Below are 23,343 nucleotides of genomic sequence, written 5' to 3'. Positions count from 1 at the left end.
GATGCAGATTCCCCAAATAAAAGGTCAGTCCGGCTTTACCTTGGTTGAGGTGCTCGTTGTACTGGTACTGGTGGCGATCATTAGTGTCGGCTCATTTTCCCTTCTGGAGATATTTCACAATACCGATAGCGTTGTTGAGCGACGTGCAGAAGAGTTACGCCGTTTTTCCATGGCGCTCTATCGCCTGGAAGATGACCTGCGTCAGGTTACGGCGCGACCGGTCAAGAATGCCTATACGGGTTATGAGCCTGCTTTTCGCGGTGATCAGGATGAGTTCGAATTTACCCGCCTGGGGGCGGCAAATCTGACCGCCGAACCTCGAGGAGAGCTTCAGCGGCTGGGTTACAGTATCGGTTACCCCGAGAGTGATGAACGCAGCTCCTTTTCGGAAGAGGAAGATACCGGGGCCCTGTTGTTGCGCAGCCGCTGGCAGGTACTGGATCGCGGACCGGATTCAGAACCCATTGTCGAACCACTGCTAACCGGGGTTGAGAGCCTGACTTTGCAGTACTTTGATCCTAACTCAGATGCCTGGGTTGCCCAGTGGCCGCCAGCCGGTACTACAGCATCTTCTACCAGTGCAGATAGCCGCCTGCCAAAGGCTATCGAGTTCGTATTAATGACCCGTCAGTACGGTGAAATTCGCCGTGTATTTTCCTTCTCAACTGTAGAGTTCAGTCCTCCTGGAGCTAATTCCGGCAGCGGTGGCACTGGAGGGGGGAACAACTCAAACGGCGGCAATTCAGGTGGGAATAATTCCGGCGGAGGTGGTAACGATGAGCGGCTCTAAGTCGATAAAGACTTTTCGCCGCCAGCGGGGCGTGGCCTTAATTACCGTTTTACTCGTGATGGTGATTGCAATTGCCCTGGTCTCGCACGCCATAACCCGCGACCAGATTTCCATTACCCGAAGTGGCGCTCTTTTGGCCAACACGCAATTGGCCGAGTTTGTCGCCGGTGCCGAAGCCTGGAGTAGGGTCGCGCTGCTCAAGGATTTTGAAGAGGATAAAGACGCGGCGGAGCCCGCCGATCATGCCCTGGAGGCCTGGGCTTCACCAGCGTTGCAGTTCAATCCCGATAACGGAAAAATCCGGATAAATATCAAAGACTTAAACTCCTGCTTCAATGTAAATAATCTGGTTTCCAGCAGTAATGGCAATGACCAGTTTGAAATCTTTCGCAGGCTGGTAAGCAATGTCACTGGGAAATCTGATCTGGCCGGAATTATTGCCGACTGGATGGATGACAACGATACACCGCGCTCTTCCGCAACAGAGGATGATGGTTATCTCGGTAGAGACCTTGCTCACCGCACCCCAGATACCCTGATCAGTGACATATCAGAACTGTCTTCTGTGCAGGAAATGGAATTGGAGGACTGGCAAAAACTGGCCCCATTCCTCTGTGCGCTACCAGAAACCGAGACCAAGATTAATATCAACCTGGCTTCTCAGGAGCTCATTGAGGCGGTGGACTCTTCCGCGAGCGTGAGCAAGTTACTGCAGTTTCGTGAATCCGGCGGCATTCTCAGCCAGTCGGGAGATTTATCCTCTTATAACATCACCAAAACCAACCAGTTTATGTTTCACAGCCAGCACTTTCTGGCGCGTATAGCTGTCCAACTCGGAGATAGCGAAGACTATCGCCAGTACTGGGAGACGGCCCTCTGGCTTGATGAGGCAGGGGATGGTGAAGTTAAAGTTGTGCAGCGCCAGCGCCGCACTTTTTCTGGTGCAATGATGCAGGAGTTACTCGACTACGATGGCACCGCAGCGAGTGAAGATAGTAGATAGCCAATAAGATTGTATGTTTAAAAAGAAAAGCGTAAATGAAATCGGCATGCCTGCAGTGCCACCCAAGCCGGCTTTGGTTCTGCTGCGGCTCACTGAAACTAGCGCCAATGGGCTCGCTCTGCATCAATGGGAGGGTGGCGTTTGGCGTGAAGCCGCTTTAGACGATCAATTCCTCTCGGCTTTTAATCCAGATTTAGAAGTCTCGGCCGTACCCGACATCCATCCGTCACTGAACCTGCCAGAGGGCAGTAAAGCGCTACTGCTTTTACCCGGTAATTGGGTCTGGAGTGGCGTTGAGTCTATTCCCAAGGCGGCCAGACGCCAGGCCAATGCCATTGGCTATATGGTGGAAGAACAGCTCGCGGAGGATGTGGAAGACCTGCACTTTGTCTGCACACCGCGCAATGGCGATATCTGTAGTATTTATGCGATTTCCAAGGACAAAATGGAAATCTTGCACAGCCAGATTGAGCGGCTCAACTGGCCGTTGGTTGCGGCGCTACCGGAATACTTATTACTGGACCTGTTAGAGAGTGATGTCTCCCTGTGGCTCGATGGAGACCAGGCCCATGTGTGGCAATCGAGCGGTCAAGGGTTATCGATCCGCCGTGAGTACCTCCAGCCACTACTTGGCTCCTTGCTCGGAGAGGTTGTATCTGCTGAAGTTGGAGCCGATGCAGAAGGAACCGATGAAGAAGCTGAGGGGAAAAAACTGCTGTTATTGGGCGCTGGCGAAGAGGATGGCCTTGTTGTAGCGGAGCTTGAGTCTCTTTTTGCCGATCGCCTACAGATGAATAAGCGCTCTCCAGAAGAAATTTTTCTGGAGCGTTACAAGCCTGGCAAACTCAGCAATTTGCTGAGTGGCGATTACCAGCTAGCCAGCGGCAAAACCGAGTCTGTGTGGTGGGTAAAGCCGGCAAAAGTGGCCGTTTTTTGTTTTGCAGCCCAGCTGCTTTTCTTTGTCGGTGCGGGTGCCTATTACCACTGGCAGGCGGAGCAGGCCGAGGAGCAGGCTCGCGCAATGTTCACAGAGATGTTCCCCAACGTTCGGCCCTCGGCTCAGCTGCGCCGACAACTTAATGGTTTCTTAAAGAGCGCGGGAAATCAGGGCGGCGCCTTTACTACGCATATGCAACAGCTCAGTAAAGTTTGGACTGAGCAACGGGGTAAAGAGCTGCAGCTGCAATCCCTGCGCTTTGATGGCCAGCGCGGTGAAATGGTATTACAGCTGAAAGCGCAAAATCTCTCGGACTTGGACACTTTTGTTAGCAAGCTCTCCGGTAATGGACTGCGTGCTGATCTGCTCGGTGCCAATGAATTGAAGGAAGGCGTTTCCGGACGGGTACGCGTGCGCTAAAGGCACAGGGTAAAAGGCAAAAGAATTTGGTAGTTATAGCAGCATGAAAGAACAAATTGAGCAGTGGAAACAGAAGTGGCAAGCGCTGTCCCCCAGCGATCAACGTGCCCTGACACTCCTTGGCCTGTTCGCAGGCGGAATTTTTATTGTCTACGGCCTGTTCAGTCCGGCCAAAAGCTTTTTCGATGAATCCCGTGCGCGTGCAGAAGACTCGAAAGAGTTGGTTCAATGGATGGAGTCCCAGCGCCCCGTACTCTCCCGCATCCAGCCCAATGGTGGTGGCGGCCAGGCTTCCGGCACCCTGTTACAGCGGGTGACCAATGCGGCCAAGCAAAACCGGGTCACCATTAAGCGTTTTGAGCCTGAGGGAGAGAATCGTATTCGCCTATGGGTTGAAGAAGTACGCTATCAGGATCTTCAACCCTGGTTGAACCAGCTGATGAAAGAGCAGCTGGGTGTTCGCACTATCAACCTGGATGCCCTGCAGGAGCAGGGTATGGTCTCCGCGCGCTTGACTATTGAAGGTTAAGGGTGGCTCTACCAAAGATATAGAGATGGGGAAAGTCGGAGAGGAAATCTGGCCTTTCTCTGGTGTTCAGAATACGTTCTACCGAAATCCTCCTCTCTACAACAAAGTACTGTTTTCAGACAAAAAGAAGCTTCTCTATCTCACTTTCAGCCCATTCCCTCTGATTTAGCCAGAACTGTCGTCAAAAGCCCTATACTGAAGTCAGAAAGTGGAAAAGGGTGCCACCATGCTTTTCAAAGATGTAAACACCAAGCACTTGGTTGAAGTGGCCGATGTTGTCACACTCTCCAACCCTTATGAACTGACGGTTGTCGGTCGTTACTTGTGGGGGGAGGAAATTCAAGATCCTGAGGTTTTCGACAAGACAGACCTGTGTTTTCTGTCTGGGGAGCCACTGCCCAGATGTTGGCATGACAGCCGCTATCGTGAGAAGGAGGTTCGACGTTTGCGCTGTGGTACCCACGCCCAGGAGGATGGAGACTATTATCAGGGTGCCTGAACTGCCAGTCATATGAAGTGGTATCCTGGACTATTTGGCCAAGTCTTACCAGTAGCTGGTAAGCGCTGTACAATGCGCGCCAATTTTTATAAGCGAAGATTTGCATGACTTTTGAGCAGTTTGAAGAGTATTCCCTGTGGTTGGGAATCGGCGCCCTTATCCTATTCATGGTGTTTATCGTCTGGAACCTGGCTAAGGATTCTAAAGCGGGTAGGTTTGGTACCTTTATCCTGTTCACCGCACTGGGCCTTGGATTGCTCGGGTTTATTATAAAAACAGTACTGGTTGAAGTACTTGGGATAGGCTAGGGCCTCTATGTCACCGGATACCCAATGCTCCAGGGAAGGTCGCTATGACATTATTTGATCGCCCTGAACTCAAGGTGCAAAAGGATAGACGCATCTGCCGTGCCACCGATATGCGTATTGCCAAATACAGCCGGCGGGGTATGGTGCTTTCCTTCTGTGCCTTTTTAATCGCGGCCACCATCGGTGACATGCGTCTGGAAGCCCCGCGATTGTTATTGATCCTGGGGGCAGGGCTCGTGGTAATTACGCTGATTCGTGGTTACTACGTATTCCGTTTTGGTCATCTGTATAGTTCGGGGCCAAATCGCTGGCGAAATCATTATTTTTTCGTTTCGATTCTCGGCTCCATCTGGTGGGGTCTCACGCTTTTCTATTTTGTCTACCTGATGGGGTTTGCTCCAGAGACCCACTTCCTGTGGATCTACTCCGTTATCTTTTGCTCTAGTGTAACCACGGTATTCTCACCCTATCATCGCTTTCTCACCTGGTTTACGGTGACTTCCCTGCTGCCAGCTGCGCTCATGGCACTCTTTTCCGGCATGATCCTCGGCACTATTTACGGCACCCTGACACTGGCTTTTATCTGGTTGACTGCACATCAGGGGCGGCGAGAGTCAGAAAACTACTGGGAGCGACTGTCGGCGATGCAAGAGCTACAGCAGCGCGCCAGTAGCCTCGCAGCTGCGCGCAAGCACTCGGAAGCGGCAGTTGAATTGACCAATGAATTTATCGCAAACATTGGTCAGGAATTCCGCAGCCAATTGTCTGATGCGTTGGGCGCTCTCTCTTTGCTGGAAGCGGAACCCCTCAGTGAGCGACAAAAAGAGTGGGTAGGGCTGGCAAAAACCGCCAGCAGCCAGCAGCTCAAACTGGTCGATAATGTAGGCCTGTTTACCCGTGTTGCCCGCAAGGATATCCGTATGCGCCAGGGGCCATTTAACCTGGTGAAAACGATTGAGAAGTCTTTCAAATTTGCTGCGCGGGCCGCACACAGCCAGGCCCTGGAATTCAATTTCCAGATTGATGACAGCCTGCCGGTGATGGTCACCGGGGATAACCGCAAGACAGCGCAGCTGATTCGCAATCTGGTGGACTCTGCTACAGGTATCGCCCAGCGCGGAGAATTGTGGGGCGAAGTGAGTTTTACCCCAATCACTTCGGTAGAGGGACAGCTGAGTATTACCCTGAGAGATGACGGCCGCGGTGAAATCCTGCCCGATGAAAGTGAATTATTCGGTGCTTTTTCCAGGATGGATACCAATCAGGTGACTACAGGCCTCGGCCTCTCCATCGCAAAGGGACTGGCGGAGGCAATGGGGGGCTACCTGCAACTGCATTCCAACCAGGATGGCAATCGCTACCAGGCGGTCGTCAAGTTCAGCATCGAACCCAATCAGCGTACTTACCTCACTCCAGATCGGCGTTTGCAGGATAGTGAGATTTTGCTGATTCACCAGAAAGGTCTATTTATTTCCGGTCTGGTTCAGATGTTGCGTTCCTTTGGTATGGATGTGAAATCCCAGCGCTGGTGCGAAGGCTGCGAGTGTGAGGTACAACAGCTGCTTCAGCAGGCGTTGGAACGTGGCCAGTTGGTAATGCTGGTGCCTGCTATGGGGGATGACATACTTTTTGAGTCTGTAACTCCTTTCTTTGAAAAGGCCCATGCCGAAGATCGGGATTGTCCGCTGATATGCCTCGGCGGTTTTGGCCAGAAGTCCACCTTCGCACAACTGCAACGACTTGTTCCTTCGGCGCTTTACCTGGGGCGTCCGGTAACCCGAAAAGAGTTGCACGATACCCTGGTGGAGAGAATCTTTGGCGGTGCCAAGCGAACCACCCGGCGTGTAGTAAAAGGCGGCGCCGATCAACCGCGGCAATACTCCCTGCTATTAGTGGAAGATTCTCGTCCGCACCAATGGGTGACGGAGGAAATGTTACAGGCACTTGGATACCAGGTGGATATCGCCAGCGACGGTGAAGAGGCCTTGGCGCGTCTGTCAGAAGGACATTACGACCTGGCTTTGGTCGACTGCCAACAAAATACCGATCACAGTGCCGAGATCATTGAGATGCTGCGCCGCTGGGAAACAGAGCACAGACCCGATGACCGATTGCCAATTGTCGCTCTGACCAGTACTACGGAAGAGCAGTTTGAAGGGCGTTGTTTGGCGGCGGGAATGGATGATTACCTGACCAAGCCCTTAAGTAAGGATTTGTTACGGGAGACTTTAGCCCGTTGGTTGGGTAGTGCTTAAATCCGTTTGAGCAGGGCTGTCATACTGAGTTGTGAGAATGAAAAAGCCGCGGCAGTTGCCGCGACTTTTTTTGTACTTAGAACTCGTAGCGAATTCCCATACGGGCGCTCCATAGAGAAGCGTCTGTAACGCGGGTTTGACCAGCTGGATCGTTGAACTCGTTAAATACAAAGCGACCCTGCTCATCAATGCTCGCATCTACAGCAGCCTGGAAGCGTGGGAAGGCACCCTCGTACATTACTCCCCATTCGTCGTTTAGCAGGTTGCCAAGGTTCTCGATAACAAAGAAAGCATTGAGTCTGTCGTCTGCGCGCCAGCCGGGTAGCTCCTGATCAACACGCAGGTCGAATTTGCTCCACCAATCGCTGCTGAGGGAGTTACGCTCCATAGTGCCGCTATCTAAGTCTTCAGAATCGACCCATGCGAAGAATGCGTCGGTATCGAAGTCATCCCCAAAGACAACATTGGCATCGTCTAAGCCTGTTGGAACATAGAGCAGACCACGGCCTCGCCCCCCATCACCAAAGATATAATTGGAGAAGGTGTAGGAATAGGGAACGCCTTCATTTGCGCTACCAAAGAGGGTAAAGCGAGTTTCATATCCAGCAAGAAACTCACGGGCGTAGTCCAACTTCAGAGTAAAACGGTGAGGAACCACGTAGTTGGAAGTTGCTGTGCCTGGGTCCTGGGCGTCTACGGTGGCGATAGTCGTGTAGTTAGAATAGGCCACTGAGCTGGTCATAGGGTTCACATCTTCCGCATCGGTATAGGCATAGCCCACCGCTACATTGAGACCGAAGTCGAAAGATTTACTGAGCCCCAATGAGATAACACTGGAATAACCGGAATCACCCTTAACATTGGTGAGCATGTAGTCGCCTCTGCGGCCATTAGCGTTGGCGTAAACAGGCCGGCCATCAGCTGCGGTACTAATCTGCTCTAAAGACAGGTCTTGAATAATGGCTGCATCGTTATAGTCGCTGTAGAGATAGTCTGCAGAGAGTAGATAACCAGACTCAAACTCATAGCTACCGCCAAGTGCATATTTCCAAACTGATGGAACCTCAAAGTCTGGGTCCATCATGTTTACGCCACCTAAAGAGCCGTCTCCACTCGCAACTTGATTGTAGAGGGACTGTGGTACGTCAAAAATTGGAGCGCCGTTATCAGTCCAATCCATGTCAAACAAAGGCGTGCCACTGTAATCATTCGCCTCAATTTGTATAACGCCGTTATTGGAGTAGTTGTTGGAAATCCATACGTTCGGATTGCCACCGGAGTAGAGGCCAACCCCACCGTGCAGCTCTAGATTGTCATCGACATTCCAGCTCAAACCCAGTCGGGGTTGCAGAAGGTCGAGACCGTCCATGGTGTGTTGGTTGGAGAAGCCATAAGCTGCTTTAAAATCAGTATTGGCTACAGGCTTGTCATCGCTGCTGTAGCGATCGTAGCGCAGGCCCGCGATAACTGTGAGGTCGACGTTGGCAAAAGTGTACTCATCCTGCACGTAGAGAGTGTCGATATCGTATGAAAATTCAGCGGCGGCATCCAGGATATTGTTGGTACCGGAAGCATTTTCATAGATGATTCGATCGGCAACGCCTTGTTCAAAATTTTCAATACTACTAAAGCGATATTCACCAGCAGCTTCCTGAATAAACAGATTGTAAATATCGAAATTTTCATGCTCGTAGCCGGCAGTCAGGTTGTGCTCACCCAAAAGCAGTTTGCCGGCGAGTTTAAAGGTCAGGTTATCGTAGCTCAGCTTGTTGGCGTGACGGGAGTCATCCGCACCGAGATAAACAGTAGCATCTGTGTCACTGCCATCGTTGTCATGATCGTAGGAAGTGCTGATTTGTACTTCACCAAAATCAGTCCCCCCCAGGGAAATCTGACGGTTATCCAGCTCGGAATAACCAATCTTCATTTCAGTAGAGAAGATGTCACTCCAGTCTGAAAATAACTGCACGACGTAAGCGTTCAGCTCTGCCCCGCGCTCATAGTAGTGATTGGACAGTTCCAGCTCATCAGGATCGCCATCGGCCTCGGCAATAGAAAAACCATCGTTGTAGTTGTAAGTCAATGCTGCGCGATGGTTTTCAGAAATATTCCAGTCGAACTTGACTAACAGTTTCTCATCTTCTTCCGGAAGACTACTGGGTAAGCTGCCCGGGTTGTAACCGTAGACCTCGTTGGAAATTCGTACAATTTCGTCCAGTTGAGCCTGGGATACGCCCTGGACTTCAGTAGCGGCATTGCTACCAACTGGGCCCCGGTCAAAAGTAGCTACACCATCGAGTTTTTCATAGGCTGCAAAAAAGAAAAGCTTATCCTCGATAATGGCACCGCCAAGGGTTGCGTTGTATCGCTTTTCATCAAACTTGGCGACGTTGATGTCTTCTCCCTCTAACGAGTCCCCGCGAAAACCATCATCGGTATAGTCATAGAAAATAGAACCGTGCCACTCATTGCTGCCGGACTTGGTCACTGCATTAATATTACAAGCGCTGAAGCCGCCATACTGTACATCAAAGGGGGCCAGCTCGACCGCTACCTGATCGATAGCGTCATAGGAGAATGGCATACGTTCGGTTGGATAGCCGTTGCTATTCAAACCAAAGTTGTCATTCATACGCACGCCGTCAACAGTCAGGCTGTTGAAGCGAGGGTTGGCTCCCGCACATTGAATGGAATCTGCATTGGCTTCATCAATGTAAACACGCGGGTCAAGGCGAAGCAGATCCTTGATATCACGACCACCAGTCGGTGCACTTTTTAAATCGTCGCTGTTGAAATGGGAAGAGGGGCCCACTGCCAATCGAGAGCTGCTCAAAGCCTGGCCAAGCACGCTGACTTCTTCAAGGCTGGATGAGCCAAGGGTTAGCATTAGGGGCAGGGTATCGCCTACGGACAAGTAGATATCTTCGACTACTCTTTTCCCTTGGTCGGATTCAATCGTCACTGTGTAAGGGCCGCCAACTCGAAGGCCATTTAAATTAAACTGACCGGACTCTCCCACCTGCGTTGTGCGTCGGCTGTTAGAAGGAGTATGAATGACTGTTACTTTCGCATTGCTGATTACTTCGCCACCATTACCAGTGATCGAACCGCGGATGGCTGCGGCAGTTTCTTGAGCATGAGAGACTTGTGTTGAACCAATCGCGGAGATGATCGCAGCGGATAAGCACATGCGCCGAAAAATTGAAGGTTTCATAACTAAATCCTGGTCTTGAATGAGCCATCAGCGTGGCTTTTTGAGTACTGGTTGTAATCGGCTCCCGAGACGCTTCCCCAGGTCTCGGCCAGTGTGCTTTTTAGCGGGTGAAATTGAAGGGCAGGTTAACGATTTGTTGCAATTTGGTAACAAATTGGTAGGACGGCATTGATGAATACCAATTTGTCACAAATGTTTATTAAGGTAGCGAAAAATTTTTAGAGCGGATGCTTGAGATGGGTAAGCTGAAAAAAATAATCTTTATAAATATTGTACTTGTTGGAGTGTTCAGTGTTCTCAAGGTTCACGCTTGGGGGGACGATGGTCATAAAGTAATTGGGGAAATTGCATGGCAATACTTGACCCCGGATGTAGCTGCAGAAGTTGAACTCCTTCTCGATGAAGTTGGGGAGCCACACCTGGCAGAGTCAGCCACCTGGGCGGATCGTATCCGCTCAAATGAGCAATACAACTGGGCTGCCCCCATGCACTATATCAATCTGTCACGCGACTGGCGCAGTTATGTCTCAGCGAGAGATTGCCCTCCGGCGGGTTGCATCCTTAAAGCTATTCAGCAGTTTGAAGAAGTTCTTACGGATCGCAGTCGATCAGGTACGGAGCGTGCTGAGGCCTTGATGTTTATCACCCACTTTGTGGGCGATCTACACCAACCGCTACATACCGGTCTTTACTCGGATAGAGGTGGGAATGATGTCGTGGTGCAGTTTTTTGGAGAGGAAACCAACCTGCATGCGCTTTGGGATATTCATCTCGTCTCACGGATAGTTAGTGATTGGCAGGATTATGCCAAAGAGCAGACAGAAAAAATCGGTGCGGCCCAGAGCCGGCTTTGGCAGTCTACGAACGCCACACACTGGGCCAAAGAGTCCCATCAACTGGCTCATAAGCTGGCTTATACCAATGAAACCCAGTTAGGTGAAAAGTATTTCCTGCGTTGTCGGGATTCCGTGGAAATGCGCTTACAACAAGGTGGTGTACGCCTGGCAGCCGTGATTAATAGAGCCCTGGGTGAGGGATCTCTTGAGCTGGTCGATCATTGAATGGGGTATCCAAAGTTCTCGCTAGGCAGGTAGGTCAGTACAGCTTCGGCATAGATTAGACTTTAAGGAGTTGTAGTTTTGGCTTGAACTGACAGTGCCTGAAATCTATTAAGGCACTGTCAATTTAAATCTTAACTACTACAGCTTTACTCCAAGCAAAAAAGAAAAATCAGAACTAGCCCACTTAAAGTGGGCTATACGATCGCAAACGAGTCGCGATGTCTGGATTTCCAGCTATCTCGCAAACTCAACCTGAAAGAACTCCCAGGCCTGCTGGTTATCTGAAGCAGATAAATTACGATTTGTATCCGCCATTACATACTTCCCATGAGCTGTTTTTAAAGTAATCCTGTCGTTTGCGTTTAAACATGCCCATCCGTTCGTATGGTTGAAAAGAGTAAATTTTTCCCAGCTCATGGTCACACCGGCTCTGACATCAACATTATGATTGTTATGCGGCGTGGCACGTAAGTAATGCCCGTTATGGGAGCGTATTGAAACCGTGTCTCCGCTCTGAATACATCGATGATCCACCCATGGCTGAGTATTGCCTTTTTGTTCTAATGCAAGAGTAAAGGTCTCCCATTCCGCAGCAGGCGCAGGCATATTTTTTGCCTCATCGTTACCACCATAGACTGCCTGAATTCGTGTGTTGTGGTGGGTGTTGAGCAGAGAAGCGGTATGTGCTCTCGCATAAGTGGATGAATAAGCGGCTGCGTGATTTGTCCAATTTAAAGTTGCAGTAATGGGGTTGTGGTCACTGATGCTCTGATGAACCTCATCGTAACGATTTGTGGAGAAGCTGATTTGTGAATTGCCACGAAATGCAATGTGGTCAACCCCTTTACAGGGTCCCTTAATATCATTGATATTGGTATTGCCAGCGGCGTAACTGACCTGGCTACAAGCCCAGGTTAAGCCTAAATCTGTGGCCCAGCGCCCTAGTTCTGATTGGCCAGGGCCCGGTTGCCAGCCGCCGTTATCGATCCATGCATTGAAGTCTCCCATCACAATAACAGGGTAGCCCGCCGAATTTTGCTGGATAAACTGCTTTAGCTGATTGAACTGGCCCGTTTTTTCTGAACCATTACTGGTGTCCATATGGGTGTTGTAAAAATGAACTTTCAAGTCTTTCGCCAGCTGAACTTCGGTGAACGTGAAGCCTTTCTCCGTTTCACAATCGGGGCTTGAACCATTTGCTATAAAGTCTGCATAGGTACCCTTACAGCTTGAGTATTCGATATGGAGCTGTCTGCCATTGATAGGGTGCTTGGAAATAGTACTTAAACCATCGCCAAAGCTGAAAATTCCACCCTGGAAGTGATCGCTTCTATAAGGGTATTCTGTTGGGTTGAGTGAAGACATAACTGCATAGTTTCTTACCCAGTTCTCCTGAAGCCCAACGATATCGTAGGCCTGACCGGTAATATAAGTGGAAGAAAACAGGGAGGCTTGGTTGTCTGAAATCCCCTGTAAGCCTTCAGGAAACCCCTTGATATTGGCTGCCATTATTTTTATTTGGCCGCTCTGTCCAGATAAGTGCTCTGGCCGGCTATAGCCTTGATTGCCCACTGTGCCGGTGAATCCTACCTGCGTGCTGGAGCTAATCAAAATATCCCAGATTTCAGAAAAAGTGATTGCTGAAGCAGAAAAGCTAAAACTCAGACCTCCTACAACAAATGCGGATTTTAATAGTATATTTTTCACTTTATTGTTATCCATGGTTTAAGTTTGCCGATTATATTTTTTTATAAGTTGTTCTTTAGAATCATGCTTTTGGTTGAGGACGATAAAGATTGTGCGCTTTAGCTGGTTTTGCCACCTCCTTTATTCATTGTCTCTAATGAATATAAATGGGGACTATTTGAGTAATGCCTATGGGGCCTTCGGGGAGTTTAATAATAGTTACAGTTTTCAGTTCATCAATAAATTAACCATCAATAAATAAGAAGAGACGTAATGCCAAAGGCTTTACTCATAGGGATGTGCAAAAGAATCAGAGAATAGTAATTACTAAAAGAATAATGGGCAGGTGATACGAATTAGTACCAAGTAAATAGTGAGTTCAGTTCAATATTAGACTGACCAGTTCCGCTTGTTGTCTTAGCTGCCAGCCTGATTAACAATGGTTGCAACTTGAGTACACAACGCCAACCTCAGGTTTAAGCACCTGAGAAATATTAACAATAATGTAGTAGGTGTACATACATGGAACTGGTAAGACCTCACCGGAGCCTTAGGCTTCTCTGCGCCCCCCTTCTTTTGGGTGTATTAATGTCTGGTTGTTCTGAATCCCCCGAGGATAGCCCCGAAAACCGTTTGGCTTTAGCCCAACAAGCACTCACCTTGACGCCTGATGATCCTGAAATAGCCGAGATATATCAGCGAACCTGTCGCAGCTGTCATAGCACCGGTGCCAGCGCGGCACCACTTACTGGCGATATTGCCAGTTGGGAACCGCGTTTAGATAAAGGAATGGATGTACTGGTTGAAAACGCGATTAATGGATTCCAGGGTATGCCACCCCTAGGTCTTTGTTTTGAGTGCTCACCGGAACAGTTTGAGCAGTTGATCGCCTTTATGGCCACTGCGGAGTGAGGGATCATGCAGCAATCACGTCGCCGCTTTATGACCACCATTGCCGCAGGCTCAACAGCCATTGCCGCAGCTCCAATCTCCTCTATTGCCCGAACCTTGGTACAGGCTAGCGACGCTGGGAAGCGCAAGGGCATCCGCTGGCGTAACTGGTCTGGTTCGCAAGAGTGTGTACCTAGTGCGCGCTTAGCACCAAAAACGGTTGCCGAACTGCAGCAGCGTGTAGCAGAAGCTAGCGGTACTGTGAGAGCTGTGGGGGCAGGGCACTCGTTCACGGCTTTGGTGCCGACAGATGACACCATTATTTCGCTTGGGCGCATTAGTGGGGTTGTCGATCACAGTCAAGAAACCGCCCAGGCTACGATTTATGCGGGTACGCGAATAGCCGATCTGGGCCAGCCGCTGGAAGATGTCGGTCAAGCCTTGATCAATCAGCCAGATATCGATGAGCAGACTCTCGGTGGATGTTTAGCTACCGCTACCCATGGCACTGGGGCTGGCCTGGGCTGTATGTCTAGCTATGTTGTGGGGCTAGAGCTGGTTACTGCAGATGGCAACACCCTTTGGTGCGATGCGGAACAAAACCCAGAGGTCTTTACTGCGGCCAAAGTTTCCCTGGGTAGCCTGGGCTTAGTGACCAAGGTGCGCATGCAAAATCAGCCCAGCTACAGGCTGCGGCGGGAATCCTGGGTGGCTCCAATGGAGGAGCTGATTGAGCAGGCGGAGACACTTGCGGGTTCAAATCGGAATTTCGAGTTCTACTATATTCCTTTCTCCGGTATGTGTTTGGCAGATACCCATCAATTGACGAATGAGGAGATCTTCACTACCGAGCGGGAGGATACCAATGAAGCGGTGATGACCCTTAAAACTGTAAGGGACTGGCTTGGTTGGTCGCCTAAATTGCGTCAATACGCCTTGCAGTCTGCAATGGAGGATATTGAAAAGGAAGTGGTTGTAGAGTCCTCCTGGCGCAACTATGCCAGTGAGCGCAATGTTCGCTTTAATGAGATGGAATACCACTTACCACGGGAGGCTGGCTTAGCCGCTTTTGCGGAGTTACGGCGCACAATAGAGGAGAACAACCTCAATGTTTTCTTCCCTATTGAGGTGCGTTTTGTGAAGGGTGATGATATTTGGCTGAGCCCTTTTTACCAACAGGATTCTGTTTCTATCGCAGTGCACCGTTACTTTGAAGAGGATTACCAACCCTTGTTCAAGGTACTGGAACCGATTATGCGCAAGTATGGGGGTAGGCCTCACTGGGGCAAACTCAATACTTTGCACCGTCAGGATTTCGCCAAATTATACCCTCGCTGGAAGGACTATCTTGAAGTCAGAAAGGAAATGGACCCCAAAGGAAAGTTTTTAAACCCTTACCTAAAGGAACTTGTAAGCTGATTGACACCATATTTGGCTTCGGCGCTATGAGGTACTGCCCAAACTAAGAGCTAAAAAAGGAAATTCTGGAGAGGACTTTGGAGAAAGCACGGCGAAAATTCATACTGGGCGGTGCGGCATTGGGAGTTGCGGCTGCAGTACCACTTTTGAGGCCAAAAGCCTTGGGGCAGGGAGGACATAGCAATTATTTCCAAAACATCTCCAAGGCCCTGGATGCCGCTGGCTTCTCTGGCCCCACAATGGTGGTGGACTTAAGTCGCCTGAAAGCTAATGCTGATGTGCTCTCTGGGCACCTGAGGGGACATTTTGACTATCGTATTGTTGCCAAGTCTTTGCCGGCTCTGGGTTTACTGGAGACGGTAGCCAAGGAGACTGGAACCCAACGGTTTATGGTGTTCCATCTGCCTTTTTTACAACAGTTGGCACAGTCACAACCAAAGGCGGACATTCTGCTGGGTAAGCCCCTTCCGATTGCTGCGGCTAAAAGCTTTTATAGCAGCCCGCCAACAAGTGGTTTTGACCCCAAACTACAGCTTCAGTGGCTCATTGATAGCCCTCGGCGTCTGCAACAGTATGCCGCATTGGCCAATAACCTCGGTCAAGAGTTGCGGATCAATATCGAATTGGATGTAGGGTTGCATCGCGGCGGTGTCAATGATGTTCAAGGCCTTACCGAAATGCTTAATATCATTCAGAAAGAACCACAGCTCAGTTTATCGGGATTTATGGGCTATGACGCTCATGCGGCTAAGATGCCGGGGATTCTGGGTGGGCCAGAGAAGGCGATTGACCGCGGCTTGAATATCTACCGCCAAAGATTAGAGCAGGCCAGGCGTATACTGGGTGATCAGTTTCCCAGTGATCTGACATTGAATGGAGCTGGCAGTCCCACTTATCAACTCTATAAAAGGCGTTCAGGGAGTGCTCCCTGTAATGAGTTAGCGGCGGGTTCCTGTTTGGTAAAGCCTACGGATTTTGATATTCCAACCTTAGATGATCATGAAGCAGCTGCCTTTATTGCCAGTCCCGTGTTAAAGCGTCTGCCGCAAACACAGATTCCTGGATTGGAAAGTTTGACAGGTGCTATGCGCTTGTTAAATCCTAACCGAGAGCAAACGTTCTTTATCTCCGGCGGCTATTGGAAGGCACAGCCTGAATCTCCAAAAGGGCTTTCTATCAATCCTATCTATGGGCGCTCCACAAATCAGGAGATGCTCAATGCTTCAAACCAAGTGGCCCTGCAAGAGGATGACTGGGTTTTCTTGAGACCAACTCAAAGTGAGTCCGTATTTCTTCAGTTTGGGGATATAGCTGTATATGACAAAGGGGCAATTGTGGAGCGCTGGTCGGTATTAAGCAACTCCTAAAAATCCAGTTTCATGTGCTCCTAAATAGTTGGTGCTGTACTGAATATTGCCTTAAGTAATCAGAAGTCATTACTATTATAAATCTTGGAGGGAAATGTGATTTTTGAGCTGGTTTTAGTGCTAAATACTGTTTGGTTCTTAATGGGCTTTAATGTTTTCTCCTTGCGGGGAAAAATTTTTGCCAAGCTGATTGTCCCTAGAGAATATAGAGATACCCCTGTCTTTGGAATACTAGCTGAGTCGGGTAAATTTCTAGGGGGATTTAATTTTTCATTGGCGCTAATGAGTGTTCTTTTGTTGGTTAATCACGCCTCCTTTTCTGGGGATATCCAAAGATCTATATTACTTTTTATTTTTGCTGTTACACATGGTTCTCAGTTTTTTTATAATTTGCCAGTCGCACTAAAGAATCGAAGTGGGGGTGGGCCCTGGAAAGTGCAAGGCGTGATGAAGTTCATATTTGTCATGGATTTTGTCATGATGATGATTAATTTAAGCTTGGCGCTTTGGTATTGGTTGTAATTACGTTGGTTGTCGATTAATGCGGTTTTGGGTGATTTTGCTATTGGATGGGGTGATGTTGGGTGTTGATTGCCAATTAATATATTGCGTGTAGGAATATGAAATAAGTGCTTAGGTTAACAGATGTGTCTACTGAACAGGTTTCATCAATAACAGACTTGATATTGGCGGTCTCGGCGCTGCTGATTTTTATTTATTTTATTAGAAGTGATTTCCAGCCCGATTGGAAACGGAATGTCTGGCTTTGTTTCTACGCTTTATTATTTACTGGTGCTCTTCTGGCCGCCTTTATACATGGAGTAGAGACATCTCAATATCTTAGGGTAGGGCTGTGGTACATCTTGTTTATCTTCCTTGGTCTTTTCCTGGCAACTTTCACATTGGCTGTTATTAATGACCTCCTAGGTGAATATTATTCTAAAAAAGCATTCCCCTATATCTTACTGGTCGGTTTTCTATTTTTTGTTCTGGCGGTTTTGAAAACTTACGGCTTCTTGGTGTTTGTTGCTTATCAGGCGCTAATAATGATTCCTGTTGTTATCGGTTATGCCTGGCTGGGCTGGACTGATCGTTTGCCTGGGGCTTGGTATATGGTGTTAGGCGGAATTTTTTCTTTCATTGCTGTGGTCTTTCAGGTCAGAACGGCGGTCGAATTTACGTTTATTTGGACGTTTAACCATAATGGGATTTACCACATGGTGCAGACGGTCGGCGTACTTTTCTTTTTTATAGGGGTAAAGAAGTCATTTCAAGCAGTCATGTAATGGATTTAGCTGCCTGAATGTTTCCCCGTAAGGTATAAGCATATAAGTTGCTTTAAGTAGAAGGTTGGGGGGAGATCCACAAAAGCCTATCGATAACACCCCTAGTGCCCAAGTATTCTTGACCGATATCTTATAATAGGAGTCCGTGTAATCTTTAGATTGATAGTGTTGTAAATAGAAATATTCGGAAGAAGGCTATTCTATGGGCGCCAGAAATACTATATATGAATATGGAACCGTCGCTAAATGGCTTCATTGGATCATAGCCTTCTTGTTTCTGGGATCTTATGTCAGCGTCTATTACCTCAAATGGTTTACCGAGAAAGATACGCCTGAAAACTGGACTGCACTACAGCTTCATTTATCTATTGGGATAACCATTGGAGCGTTTGTATTGCTGAGAATTTTCTGGCGCCTCACCAATCCTACACCCAGGCTAGAGCCGGGCTCTAAGTTAGAGCACTTTGCCGCCCATACAGGCCATTTCCTGTTGTATCTAATCATGATTATTGCACCACTAACCGGATATCTGGGTACTGGTGTGAATGCCGAATACTTTTTCCTGTTTGAAATCCCTCAATTCGCTGACACATCGCTTTTTACAAGCATTGTTCAAAATAAAATGGGCCTGACCTTCAAGCAGTTCGAGGAACCTATCGATTTCATTCACAAAGAAGTTCTGGGGGAGTGGTTGGTTTGGCTGCTTATTCTTGGTCATGTTTTGGCCGCTCTCTACCATCACTTTATCAAGAAAGACCGAACCCTGGTGCGAATGACTACCGGAAAAAAGTGAAATAACCACTCCTTCCGAAACTAAAAAACCATGCCAGTGAATAAAGTGGTCTCTGATAGGGATCCAGAGATTAATAGCCATAAAACCAGGGTGCTTTGCCTGACCTTTGACAATCTTGGCGAAGCTAGAAACGTGTTTCTTAATAAGTCCGCCGTTCCAGATTGGGAAGCCCCAGAGATCACTATTGGATTTCCGCAAGTTTTACAGCTGTTGGATCGCTTGCAAATACGGGCGACCTTTTTTGTAGAAGGGTGGAGTGCTCTACACTATGGGGCGATCATTGAGAATATTCACAACAGCGGCCATGAGATAGGCCTGCACGGTTGGATTCATGAGCACTTTGCCAGCTTGGATCAGCGAGCTGCCCGCCAATCCATCCATGATGGTTTAAAAGTTCTGCAGTTACGTGGCATCCAGTCGTTTGGATTTCCTATGTCTACTGGATGGAAGGTAAGGCAGTCGATTAGGGTTTCATGCTGCTGAAATCTTTTATTTGAGTTGTTCGTACCATGTATATAGTGGTTAATTTGAGGATGTTTAAAAGAGCTTTTAGCCCTTGATTATGCATACTGTAAAGCTGGCTAAGCCCGGTACTATTCTGATATAAAACCTTCAATCTGGCTGCCGAATTCAACTTGGTGGTTTTGCTTAATAAACAATCATTTTCTTATGGCCATAATTAAAGGTAAGGGATAGATATGGGTCTCAAAATTGTCAATTATGTGGGCTTATTAGTTACGTTAGTTCTGGTCGCTGGTTGTAGTGGTGGTGGCTCTGGATCGAAGGTATCAGACGAATCGGCCATAGGATCTACTGCACCTGCACCTGCACCTGCACCTGCACCTGCACCGGAACCCGAACCTGAACCTGAACCTGAACCTGAACCTGAACCTGAACCTGAACCTGAACCTGAACCCGAGCCTGAACCCGAGCCTGAACCCGAATCTATATTGGAGATGGTGGGCCGTTGGGGGCAGGGCTCCTGTCTGGATTTCGCTGTGAAAGATGATATTGTGTATTGCGCATCATCAGGTGCGGGCACAGAAATATATCGAATAGAGTCTGGGCACTTTGTACCTGTTGGTAATCTTGATACTGCCCAAACTAGCCAGAATTCTGCTGAAACAAGTGATATCAAAATAGTTGAGAGCAAACTGTATGTAGCCAGTCGTGGAAACTGGTTATCGATTTATGATTTGACTGTGCCTCATGCTCCAGTTTTTTTGGGGAAATTTGAAGGTTCGGACTATGCTGGCGTTAACTACATTGAAGTAAAAGATGACTATGCCTATGTATTCTTGACTTACGGGAAAATTGCAGTTTTTGATGTTCAGAATCCTGAACAAATTAGGGAAGTAGGCCAAGTCGACCTTTACGAAGATAATACCTACAGTGAGGCGGGATACATGGCTATCAACGGAAATGTCATGTATGCCACAGATTATGATAATTTCTACATTATCGATATTGTTGATTCAGCTAACCCACAGATTATCAGCAAAAGGGTACTAAATCGTGCCGGAGCGACCGGTGCTTCGGCAGTTTACCTGGATTCCGATAGACTCTATTCGGTAGGTTCATCCGGATTGGATGTGTACGATATATCAGATGCATTAAACCCTATTAAACTCAGTACCCTTGGCGGTGGGCATGGCAATGCAGTCGCAATATACGAGGGGCTCTTGTTTTATGCCTCTTACTATGAACCCTTGTCCATTCATAATGTTTCTGACAGTAGTTATACTGGAGGACAATCAGTCAATGTGGACCTTGGGCAGGTCTATACCATGGCGGTTTTTGATGGAGTTCTATACATTTCAAGTTCTACCGGGCTATGGAAGCTGGCCGATTACAATGAAACTACCATAGAGTTGGAACCTGCCCTTGATAGCCAAGGAAATGCACGCAAATTCTTGGAGTATGATGAATATATATTTTTACTAAGTTACGCCGGTCCAATCAGGGTTCTTGATCAGAATTTGCAGGTGGTAAATATTATCGATGGTCAATTCAGGGAAATGGCTATTTCAGAAAAGGGTGTGTTGTATGCATCGAATGGGAGGGTGTTTACAAGTCTTGTACAAGCCTTTGATGTCGCTGATGTTGAACATATTACGTTACTTAGTGAAATTAACCTTAATGACTTTCTTGGCTCGGATGGTGGATTCGGTTGGGCGGATAGTATCGCTATTCAAGATGATATGGTTTTTATCTTAACGAGGAGCTGGAGCGCGGACGATAAATTGCTTTCATTTGGCGATGATAAAAACGTTCCGTTTTTAGATGGAAGGTCTGCAGATCTTGATTTTGAGTCTTTTGAAATGGTCGCCAATGATCGTAGCCTTTATTTTTCCGGATCTGGCAGTTGGATAAAAAGATTAGATTTGGATACCTGGCCTGATAATTTAGTATTTTCAGAATTTTCTGCGTATACAACACAGGTGACAGATATCAATTTTGCAAATGGGAAGATGTTTGTAAGTACCTATCAGGATATTGAGATTTACGGAAAATCGAATACTGGCGAACCAGTATTCGAATTCAAGTACCACTCGCCTGACAAGGGTGGTTACTCTAATCAGATTAATGGTGCAACAGATTTCCTGGGTAATTTGATCTACATTTCCCAAGATAGTCAGCTCTGTTTGCTAGCGGCACCACTAACCGAGAACTCTGAAGCGACATGCGCGGATCCTGTCTCAGGCTACACCGCTGACTTATTGGTTATTGGAGATAATATATTTGTAGCCGGCGGCTCTGATGGTCGGGTCTATAAGTATAATTATCAATAACTACGCTAGTTTTATGTAAAGCCGTTACTCGGCCCGTTAACTAACTTTATTGATGATAGGTGGTTAGAAGGGGTAAGTTTTCAGACAATCTTGCCCCGCTTGTTCCTCCGTTAACAATAGCTGGGCCGCCCATGAAAATTTTGGGCGGCCTGGTCTGTATTTCCTGGCAGTGGTTTATGGTGGATGCTGTTCACTATCGTCTCGCCGAGAATGGTTTAAGCAATCTGCAACTCCTATCCGATTACTGGTGCCAGGTAATCAGGAATGTTGCACAGGCCAATGGCTTTGTAACTTTGATCAGCCACGCCCATGTCACAGGTACTGATCCAAAACGTATGGCTGCCCTTGAAAAGGTATTGAGGCTAGCATTATCGCTTGGCTATGAAATAGTTCCAGCCATTGACTTATGTACACGTGTAAGAGATATCTCTACGGGTGACTAAATCGTCTCATTATTGGGACGTTAGAGTGCATGGAGCTGGGGCGCCTTGGCTTATAGCTGGATGGCAGGATTTGGTACCAATTTGGCATGGATGTTTGGCTTTCAGTTCTTTAATCTTCTGCCCGTAAAACTGGCCTGACCTTATGGATACTCTGGGCCTTTTGACACTGAGTCGTAACTGGACTGCCGGTTTGTTCCAGGGTCCTAAGTGGTAACTTATGCGAAGTTGTTTCTGCTGGATATTGTGTTCCTGCTCCCTCCTATTGTTGCTAGGTTGTGATCCCCCGGGGGAGTTTCACCCCATCGCTGAGAAGAAGTCGTCGGTATTACTTTTTATTGAGCGCCTATAATCCTGCATCTGCTCAAGCTACGGCATTGACTATCGAATTACCTTCCTCTTTATGTTTGGGCAAGGCGAAAGAAACAAGTGTGGCTAGAAGCAATAAGCCAGTGGAGACCAACAAACAGGCTTGCAATCCGGCAGTTTGGAACACCCAACCGGATAGTAAAGTTCCACCCAGACGTCCTAGAGCATTGGCCATATAGTAAAAGCCCACATCCATCGAAACTCCATCGTCTCTGGCATAGGCAACGATCAAGTAACTATGTACCGAAGAGTTAACGGCAAATAACACCGCAAAGACCATTAGGCCCAGAAGTATACTGAGCTGTGGGTGAAAGCCTGCATATAGTGCGAGGGCAATAAGGGCGGGTATCAGAGTCAACCCTCCTCCCCAGAGTAGGGCTGTCCGTCCATCGGGAACTTTTGGAGAAAAACTTGCGGTGATTTTGGGAGCAATGGCCTGCACAGCTCCATAGCCGATGATCCAGCTGGCCAGAAAGGCACCGACCTGCCAGTGGCTCCAGTTAAACTGGCTTGCAAGAAAAACGGGCAGGGCGATTACAAACCAAGCATCGCGTGAAGCAAATAGGAATAACCTGGCAGTAGCAAGAATATTCACCGAACGACTCTTGGAGAATACGTCCTTGAAGCGGGCTTTTGCTTTCGCCTTGCCCAGATTTGCTCGCAAAAATTTCTTGCTCAATAGCAACACCACGGCGAGAGCTATTGCCATCAATAATACGGCCCCGCGAAATCCCATTAGCGCAAGTAGCGCTCCCCCCATAAAGAAGCCAATTCCTTTGAGAGCGTTCTTGGAGCCGGTCAGCAGGGCAATCCAGTGATAAAGAGCCCCTTGAGCATCACTGGGTAGTAAGAGTTTGATCGAGCTTTTTGCACTCATTTTGTTCAAGTCTTTGGCAATGCCCGAGATTCCCTGAGCAGCCATAACCCAAGGCACACTGAGATAGCTGGATGGAACCAGTAGCATGGCCAAGGCGCAAACCTGTAAGGTTAAACCGATATTCATTGTACGATTGAGACCCAGGCGTGCGCCGAGCCACCCGCCTACTAGATTGGTCACAACCCCAAAAATTTCATAGAAAAGAAACAGGAAGGCTATTTCTAGTGGGCTGTAACCCAGGGCGTGAAAATGCAGTAGCACCAGCATGCGCAATGCACCATCGGTCAAGGTAAAAGACCAATAGTTGCCAGTCACCAATAAATACTGGCGTACCGAGGGTGAAAGGGTGGAAAAAAACTGCATTGGCTTTTCTTAACTCTTACTGCTTGGGCGCTATCTGGCCTGGA

The 23,343-nt window shown here is 48.2% G+C and carries 20 protein-coding genes; 17 read left to right on the top strand and 3 right to left on the bottom strand.

The genetic code is table 11. From position 1 onward, the window contains the following. Position 1: 1 nt before the first annotated feature. The 7 genes from gspJ (at position 2) to ACJJID_RS07745 (ending at position 6,741) form a co-directional block, all read left to right on the top strand. Positions 2-790 carry a type II secretion system minor pseudopilin GspJ gene (gene gspJ / locus ACJJID_RS07775; RefSeq protein WP_444922212.1) on the top strand — a complete coding sequence of 263 codons (789 nt, stop codon included), beginning with the start codon at positions 2-4 and terminating at the stop codon, positions 788-790. After that, entirely contained in the window at positions 777-1,793 is a 1,017-nt protein-coding gene (gene gspK, locus ACJJID_RS07770) for a type II secretion system minor pseudopilin GspK (RefSeq protein WP_152453647.1), read from the top strand. Before gspJ ends, gspK begins: the two co-directional genes overlap by 14 nt. A gap of 13 nt (positions 1,794-1,806) precedes the next feature. Further along, on the top strand, positions 1,807-3,150 hold the full coding sequence (gene gspL, locus ACJJID_RS07765; RefSeq protein WP_444922211.1) for a type II secretion system protein GspL: 1,344 nt from the start codon (positions 1,807-1,809) through the stop codon (positions 3,148-3,150). A gap of 43 nt (positions 3,151-3,193) precedes the next feature. Beyond that, positions 3,194-3,679 carry a type II secretion system protein GspM gene (gspM, locus tag ACJJID_RS07760; RefSeq protein WP_444922210.1) on the top strand — a complete coding sequence of 162 codons (486 nt, stop codon included), beginning with the start codon at positions 3,194-3,196 and terminating at the stop codon, positions 3,677-3,679. Positions 3,680-3,905: 226 nt separating this feature from the next. After that, positions 3,906-4,178: an acetyltransferase gene (locus tag ACJJID_RS07755; protein ID WP_152453644.1), complete on the top strand. Its 273-nt coding sequence runs from the start codon at positions 3,906-3,908 to the stop codon at positions 4,176-4,178. A 104-nt stretch (positions 4,179-4,282) separates the two neighbouring features. Beyond that, positions 4,283-4,486, top strand: a complete 204-nt coding sequence (locus ACJJID_RS07750; RefSeq protein ID WP_152453643.1) for a DUF2788 domain-containing protein — start codon at positions 4,283-4,285, stop codon at positions 4,484-4,486. A 44-nt stretch (positions 4,487-4,530) separates the two neighbouring features. Then, positions 4,531-6,741: a response regulator gene (locus ACJJID_RS07745; protein WP_152453642.1), complete on the top strand. Its 2,211-nt coding sequence runs from the start codon at positions 4,531-4,533 to the stop codon at positions 6,739-6,741. Positions 6,742-6,817: 76 nt separating this feature from the next. Here ACJJID_RS07745 and ACJJID_RS07740 read toward each other — a convergent pair whose 3' ends face one another. Continuing rightward, entirely contained in the window at positions 6,818-9,955 is a 3,138-nt protein-coding gene (locus tag ACJJID_RS07740) for a TonB-dependent receptor (RefSeq protein WP_444922209.1), read from the bottom strand. A gap of 236 nt (positions 9,956-10,191) precedes the next feature. Between ACJJID_RS07740 and ACJJID_RS07735 the strand changes: the two genes are divergently transcribed. Continuing rightward, positions 10,192-11,016 (top strand): S1/P1 nuclease, encoded by an 825-nt coding sequence (locus ACJJID_RS07735; RefSeq protein WP_444922208.1) that lies wholly within the window; start codon positions 10,192-10,194, stop codon positions 11,014-11,016. 234 nt (positions 11,017-11,250) lie between these two features. Here ACJJID_RS07735 and ACJJID_RS07730 read toward each other — a convergent pair whose 3' ends face one another. Continuing rightward, entirely contained in the window at positions 11,251-12,738 is a 1,488-nt protein-coding gene (locus ACJJID_RS07730) for an endonuclease/exonuclease/phosphatase family protein (protein WP_444922207.1), read from the bottom strand. Between the two features lie 552 nt (positions 12,739-13,290). Here ACJJID_RS07730 and ACJJID_RS07725 point away from each other — a divergent pair. The 9 genes from ACJJID_RS07725 (at position 13,291) to ACJJID_RS07685 (ending at position 21,693) form a co-directional block, all read left to right on the top strand. Next, entirely contained in the window at positions 13,291-13,614 is a 324-nt protein-coding gene (locus tag ACJJID_RS07725; protein WP_444922206.1) for a c-type cytochrome, read from the top strand. A 6-nt stretch (positions 13,615-13,620) separates the two neighbouring features. After that, on the top strand, positions 13,621-15,012 hold the full coding sequence (locus ACJJID_RS07720) for a D-arabinono-1,4-lactone oxidase (protein WP_444922205.1): 1,392 nt from the start codon (positions 13,621-13,623) through the stop codon (positions 15,010-15,012). A 77-nt stretch (positions 15,013-15,089) separates the two neighbouring features. Further along, positions 15,090-16,379 carry a DSD1 family PLP-dependent enzyme gene (locus ACJJID_RS07715; RefSeq protein ID WP_444922204.1) on the top strand — a complete coding sequence of 430 codons (1,290 nt, stop codon included), beginning with the start codon at positions 15,090-15,092 and terminating at the stop codon, positions 16,377-16,379. Between the two features lie 96 nt (positions 16,380-16,475). Continuing rightward, positions 16,476-16,901, top strand: coding sequence for a hypothetical protein (locus ACJJID_RS07710; protein WP_444922203.1), 426 nt, complete (start codon positions 16,476-16,478; stop codon positions 16,899-16,901). A gap of 125 nt (positions 16,902-17,026) precedes the next feature. Then, positions 17,027-17,665, top strand: coding sequence for a DUF6962 family protein (locus tag ACJJID_RS07705; RefSeq protein WP_444922202.1), 639 nt, complete (start codon positions 17,027-17,029; stop codon positions 17,663-17,665). A 202-nt stretch (positions 17,666-17,867) separates the two neighbouring features. After that, entirely contained in the window at positions 17,868-18,458 is a 591-nt protein-coding gene (locus tag ACJJID_RS07700) for a cytochrome b (protein WP_444922201.1), read from the top strand. 36 nt (positions 18,459-18,494) lie between these two features. After that, positions 18,495-18,941: a polysaccharide deacetylase family protein gene (locus tag ACJJID_RS07695; RefSeq protein ID WP_444922200.1), complete on the top strand. Its 447-nt coding sequence runs from the start codon at positions 18,495-18,497 to the stop codon at positions 18,939-18,941. Positions 18,942-19,156: 215 nt separating this feature from the next. Then, positions 19,157-21,250 (top strand): LVIVD repeat-containing protein, encoded by a 2,094-nt coding sequence (locus tag ACJJID_RS07690; protein ID WP_444922199.1) that lies wholly within the window; start codon positions 19,157-19,159, stop codon positions 21,248-21,250. 131 nt (positions 21,251-21,381) lie between these two features. Beyond that, positions 21,382-21,693 carry a hypothetical protein gene (locus tag ACJJID_RS07685; protein WP_444922198.1) on the top strand — a complete coding sequence of 104 codons (312 nt, stop codon included), beginning with the start codon at positions 21,382-21,384 and terminating at the stop codon, positions 21,691-21,693. A gap of 361 nt (positions 21,694-22,054) precedes the next feature. Here ACJJID_RS07685 and arsJ read toward each other — a convergent pair whose 3' ends face one another. Next, a complete protein-coding gene (gene arsJ, locus ACJJID_RS07680; RefSeq protein ID WP_444922197.1) occupies positions 22,055-23,299 on the bottom strand; it encodes an organoarsenical effux MFS transporter ArsJ in 1,245 nt (414 codons plus the stop codon). Positions 23,300-23,343 lie beyond the last annotated feature (44 nt).

Source organism: Microbulbifer sp. CnH-101-G (genome assembly GCF_052466775.1).
Note: the sequence above shows the minus strand (reverse complement) of the source record. Positions and strands in the feature narration are given on the sequence as shown.

Coding starts and splice junctions, on each gene's coding strand:
- ACJJID_RS07735 (WP_444922208.1), top strand. CDS start 10,192: ATGGGTAAGCTGAAAAAAATAATCTTTATAAATATTGTACTTGTTGGA.
- ACJJID_RS07755 (WP_152453644.1), top strand. CDS start 3,906: ATGCTTTTCAAAGATGTAAACACCAAGCACTTGGTTGAAGTGGCCGAT.
- ACJJID_RS07685 (WP_444922198.1), top strand. CDS start 21,382: ATGAAAATTTTGGGCGGCCTGGTCTGTATTTCCTGGCAGTGGTTTATG.
- ACJJID_RS07690 (WP_444922199.1), top strand. CDS start 19,157: ATGGGTCTCAAAATTGTCAATTATGTGGGCTTATTAGTTACGTTAGTT.
- gspL (WP_444922211.1), top strand. CDS start 1,807: ATGTTTAAAAAGAAAAGCGTAAATGAAATCGGCATGCCTGCAGTGCCA.
- ACJJID_RS07730 (WP_444922207.1), bottom strand. CDS start 12,738: ATGGATAACAATAAAGTGAAAAATATACTATTAAAATCCGCATTTGTT.
- gspK (WP_152453647.1), top strand. CDS start 777: ATGAGCGGCTCTAAGTCGATAAAGACTTTTCGCCGCCAGCGGGGCGTG.
- ACJJID_RS07740 (WP_444922209.1), bottom strand. CDS start 9,955: ATGAAACCTTCAATTTTTCGGCGCATGTGCTTATCCGCTGCGATCATC.
- ACJJID_RS07750 (WP_152453643.1), top strand. CDS start 4,283: ATGACTTTTGAGCAGTTTGAAGAGTATTCCCTGTGGTTGGGAATCGGC.
- gspJ (WP_444922212.1), top strand. CDS start 2: ATGCAGATTCCCCAAATAAAAGGTCAGTCCGGCTTTACCTTGGTTGAG.
- ACJJID_RS07720 (WP_444922205.1), top strand. CDS start 13,621: ATGCAGCAATCACGTCGCCGCTTTATGACCACCATTGCCGCAGGCTCA.
- gspM (WP_444922210.1), top strand. CDS start 3,194: ATGAAAGAACAAATTGAGCAGTGGAAACAGAAGTGGCAAGCGCTGTCC.
- ACJJID_RS07700 (WP_444922201.1), top strand. CDS start 17,868: ATGGGCGCCAGAAATACTATATATGAATATGGAACCGTCGCTAAATGG.
- ACJJID_RS07745 (WP_152453642.1), top strand. CDS start 4,531: ATGACATTATTTGATCGCCCTGAACTCAAGGTGCAAAAGGATAGACGC.
- arsJ (WP_444922197.1), bottom strand. CDS start 23,299: ATGCAGTTTTTTTCCACCCTTTCACCCTCGGTACGCCAGTATTTATTG.
- ACJJID_RS07725 (WP_444922206.1), top strand. CDS start 13,291: ATGTCTGGTTGTTCTGAATCCCCCGAGGATAGCCCCGAAAACCGTTTG.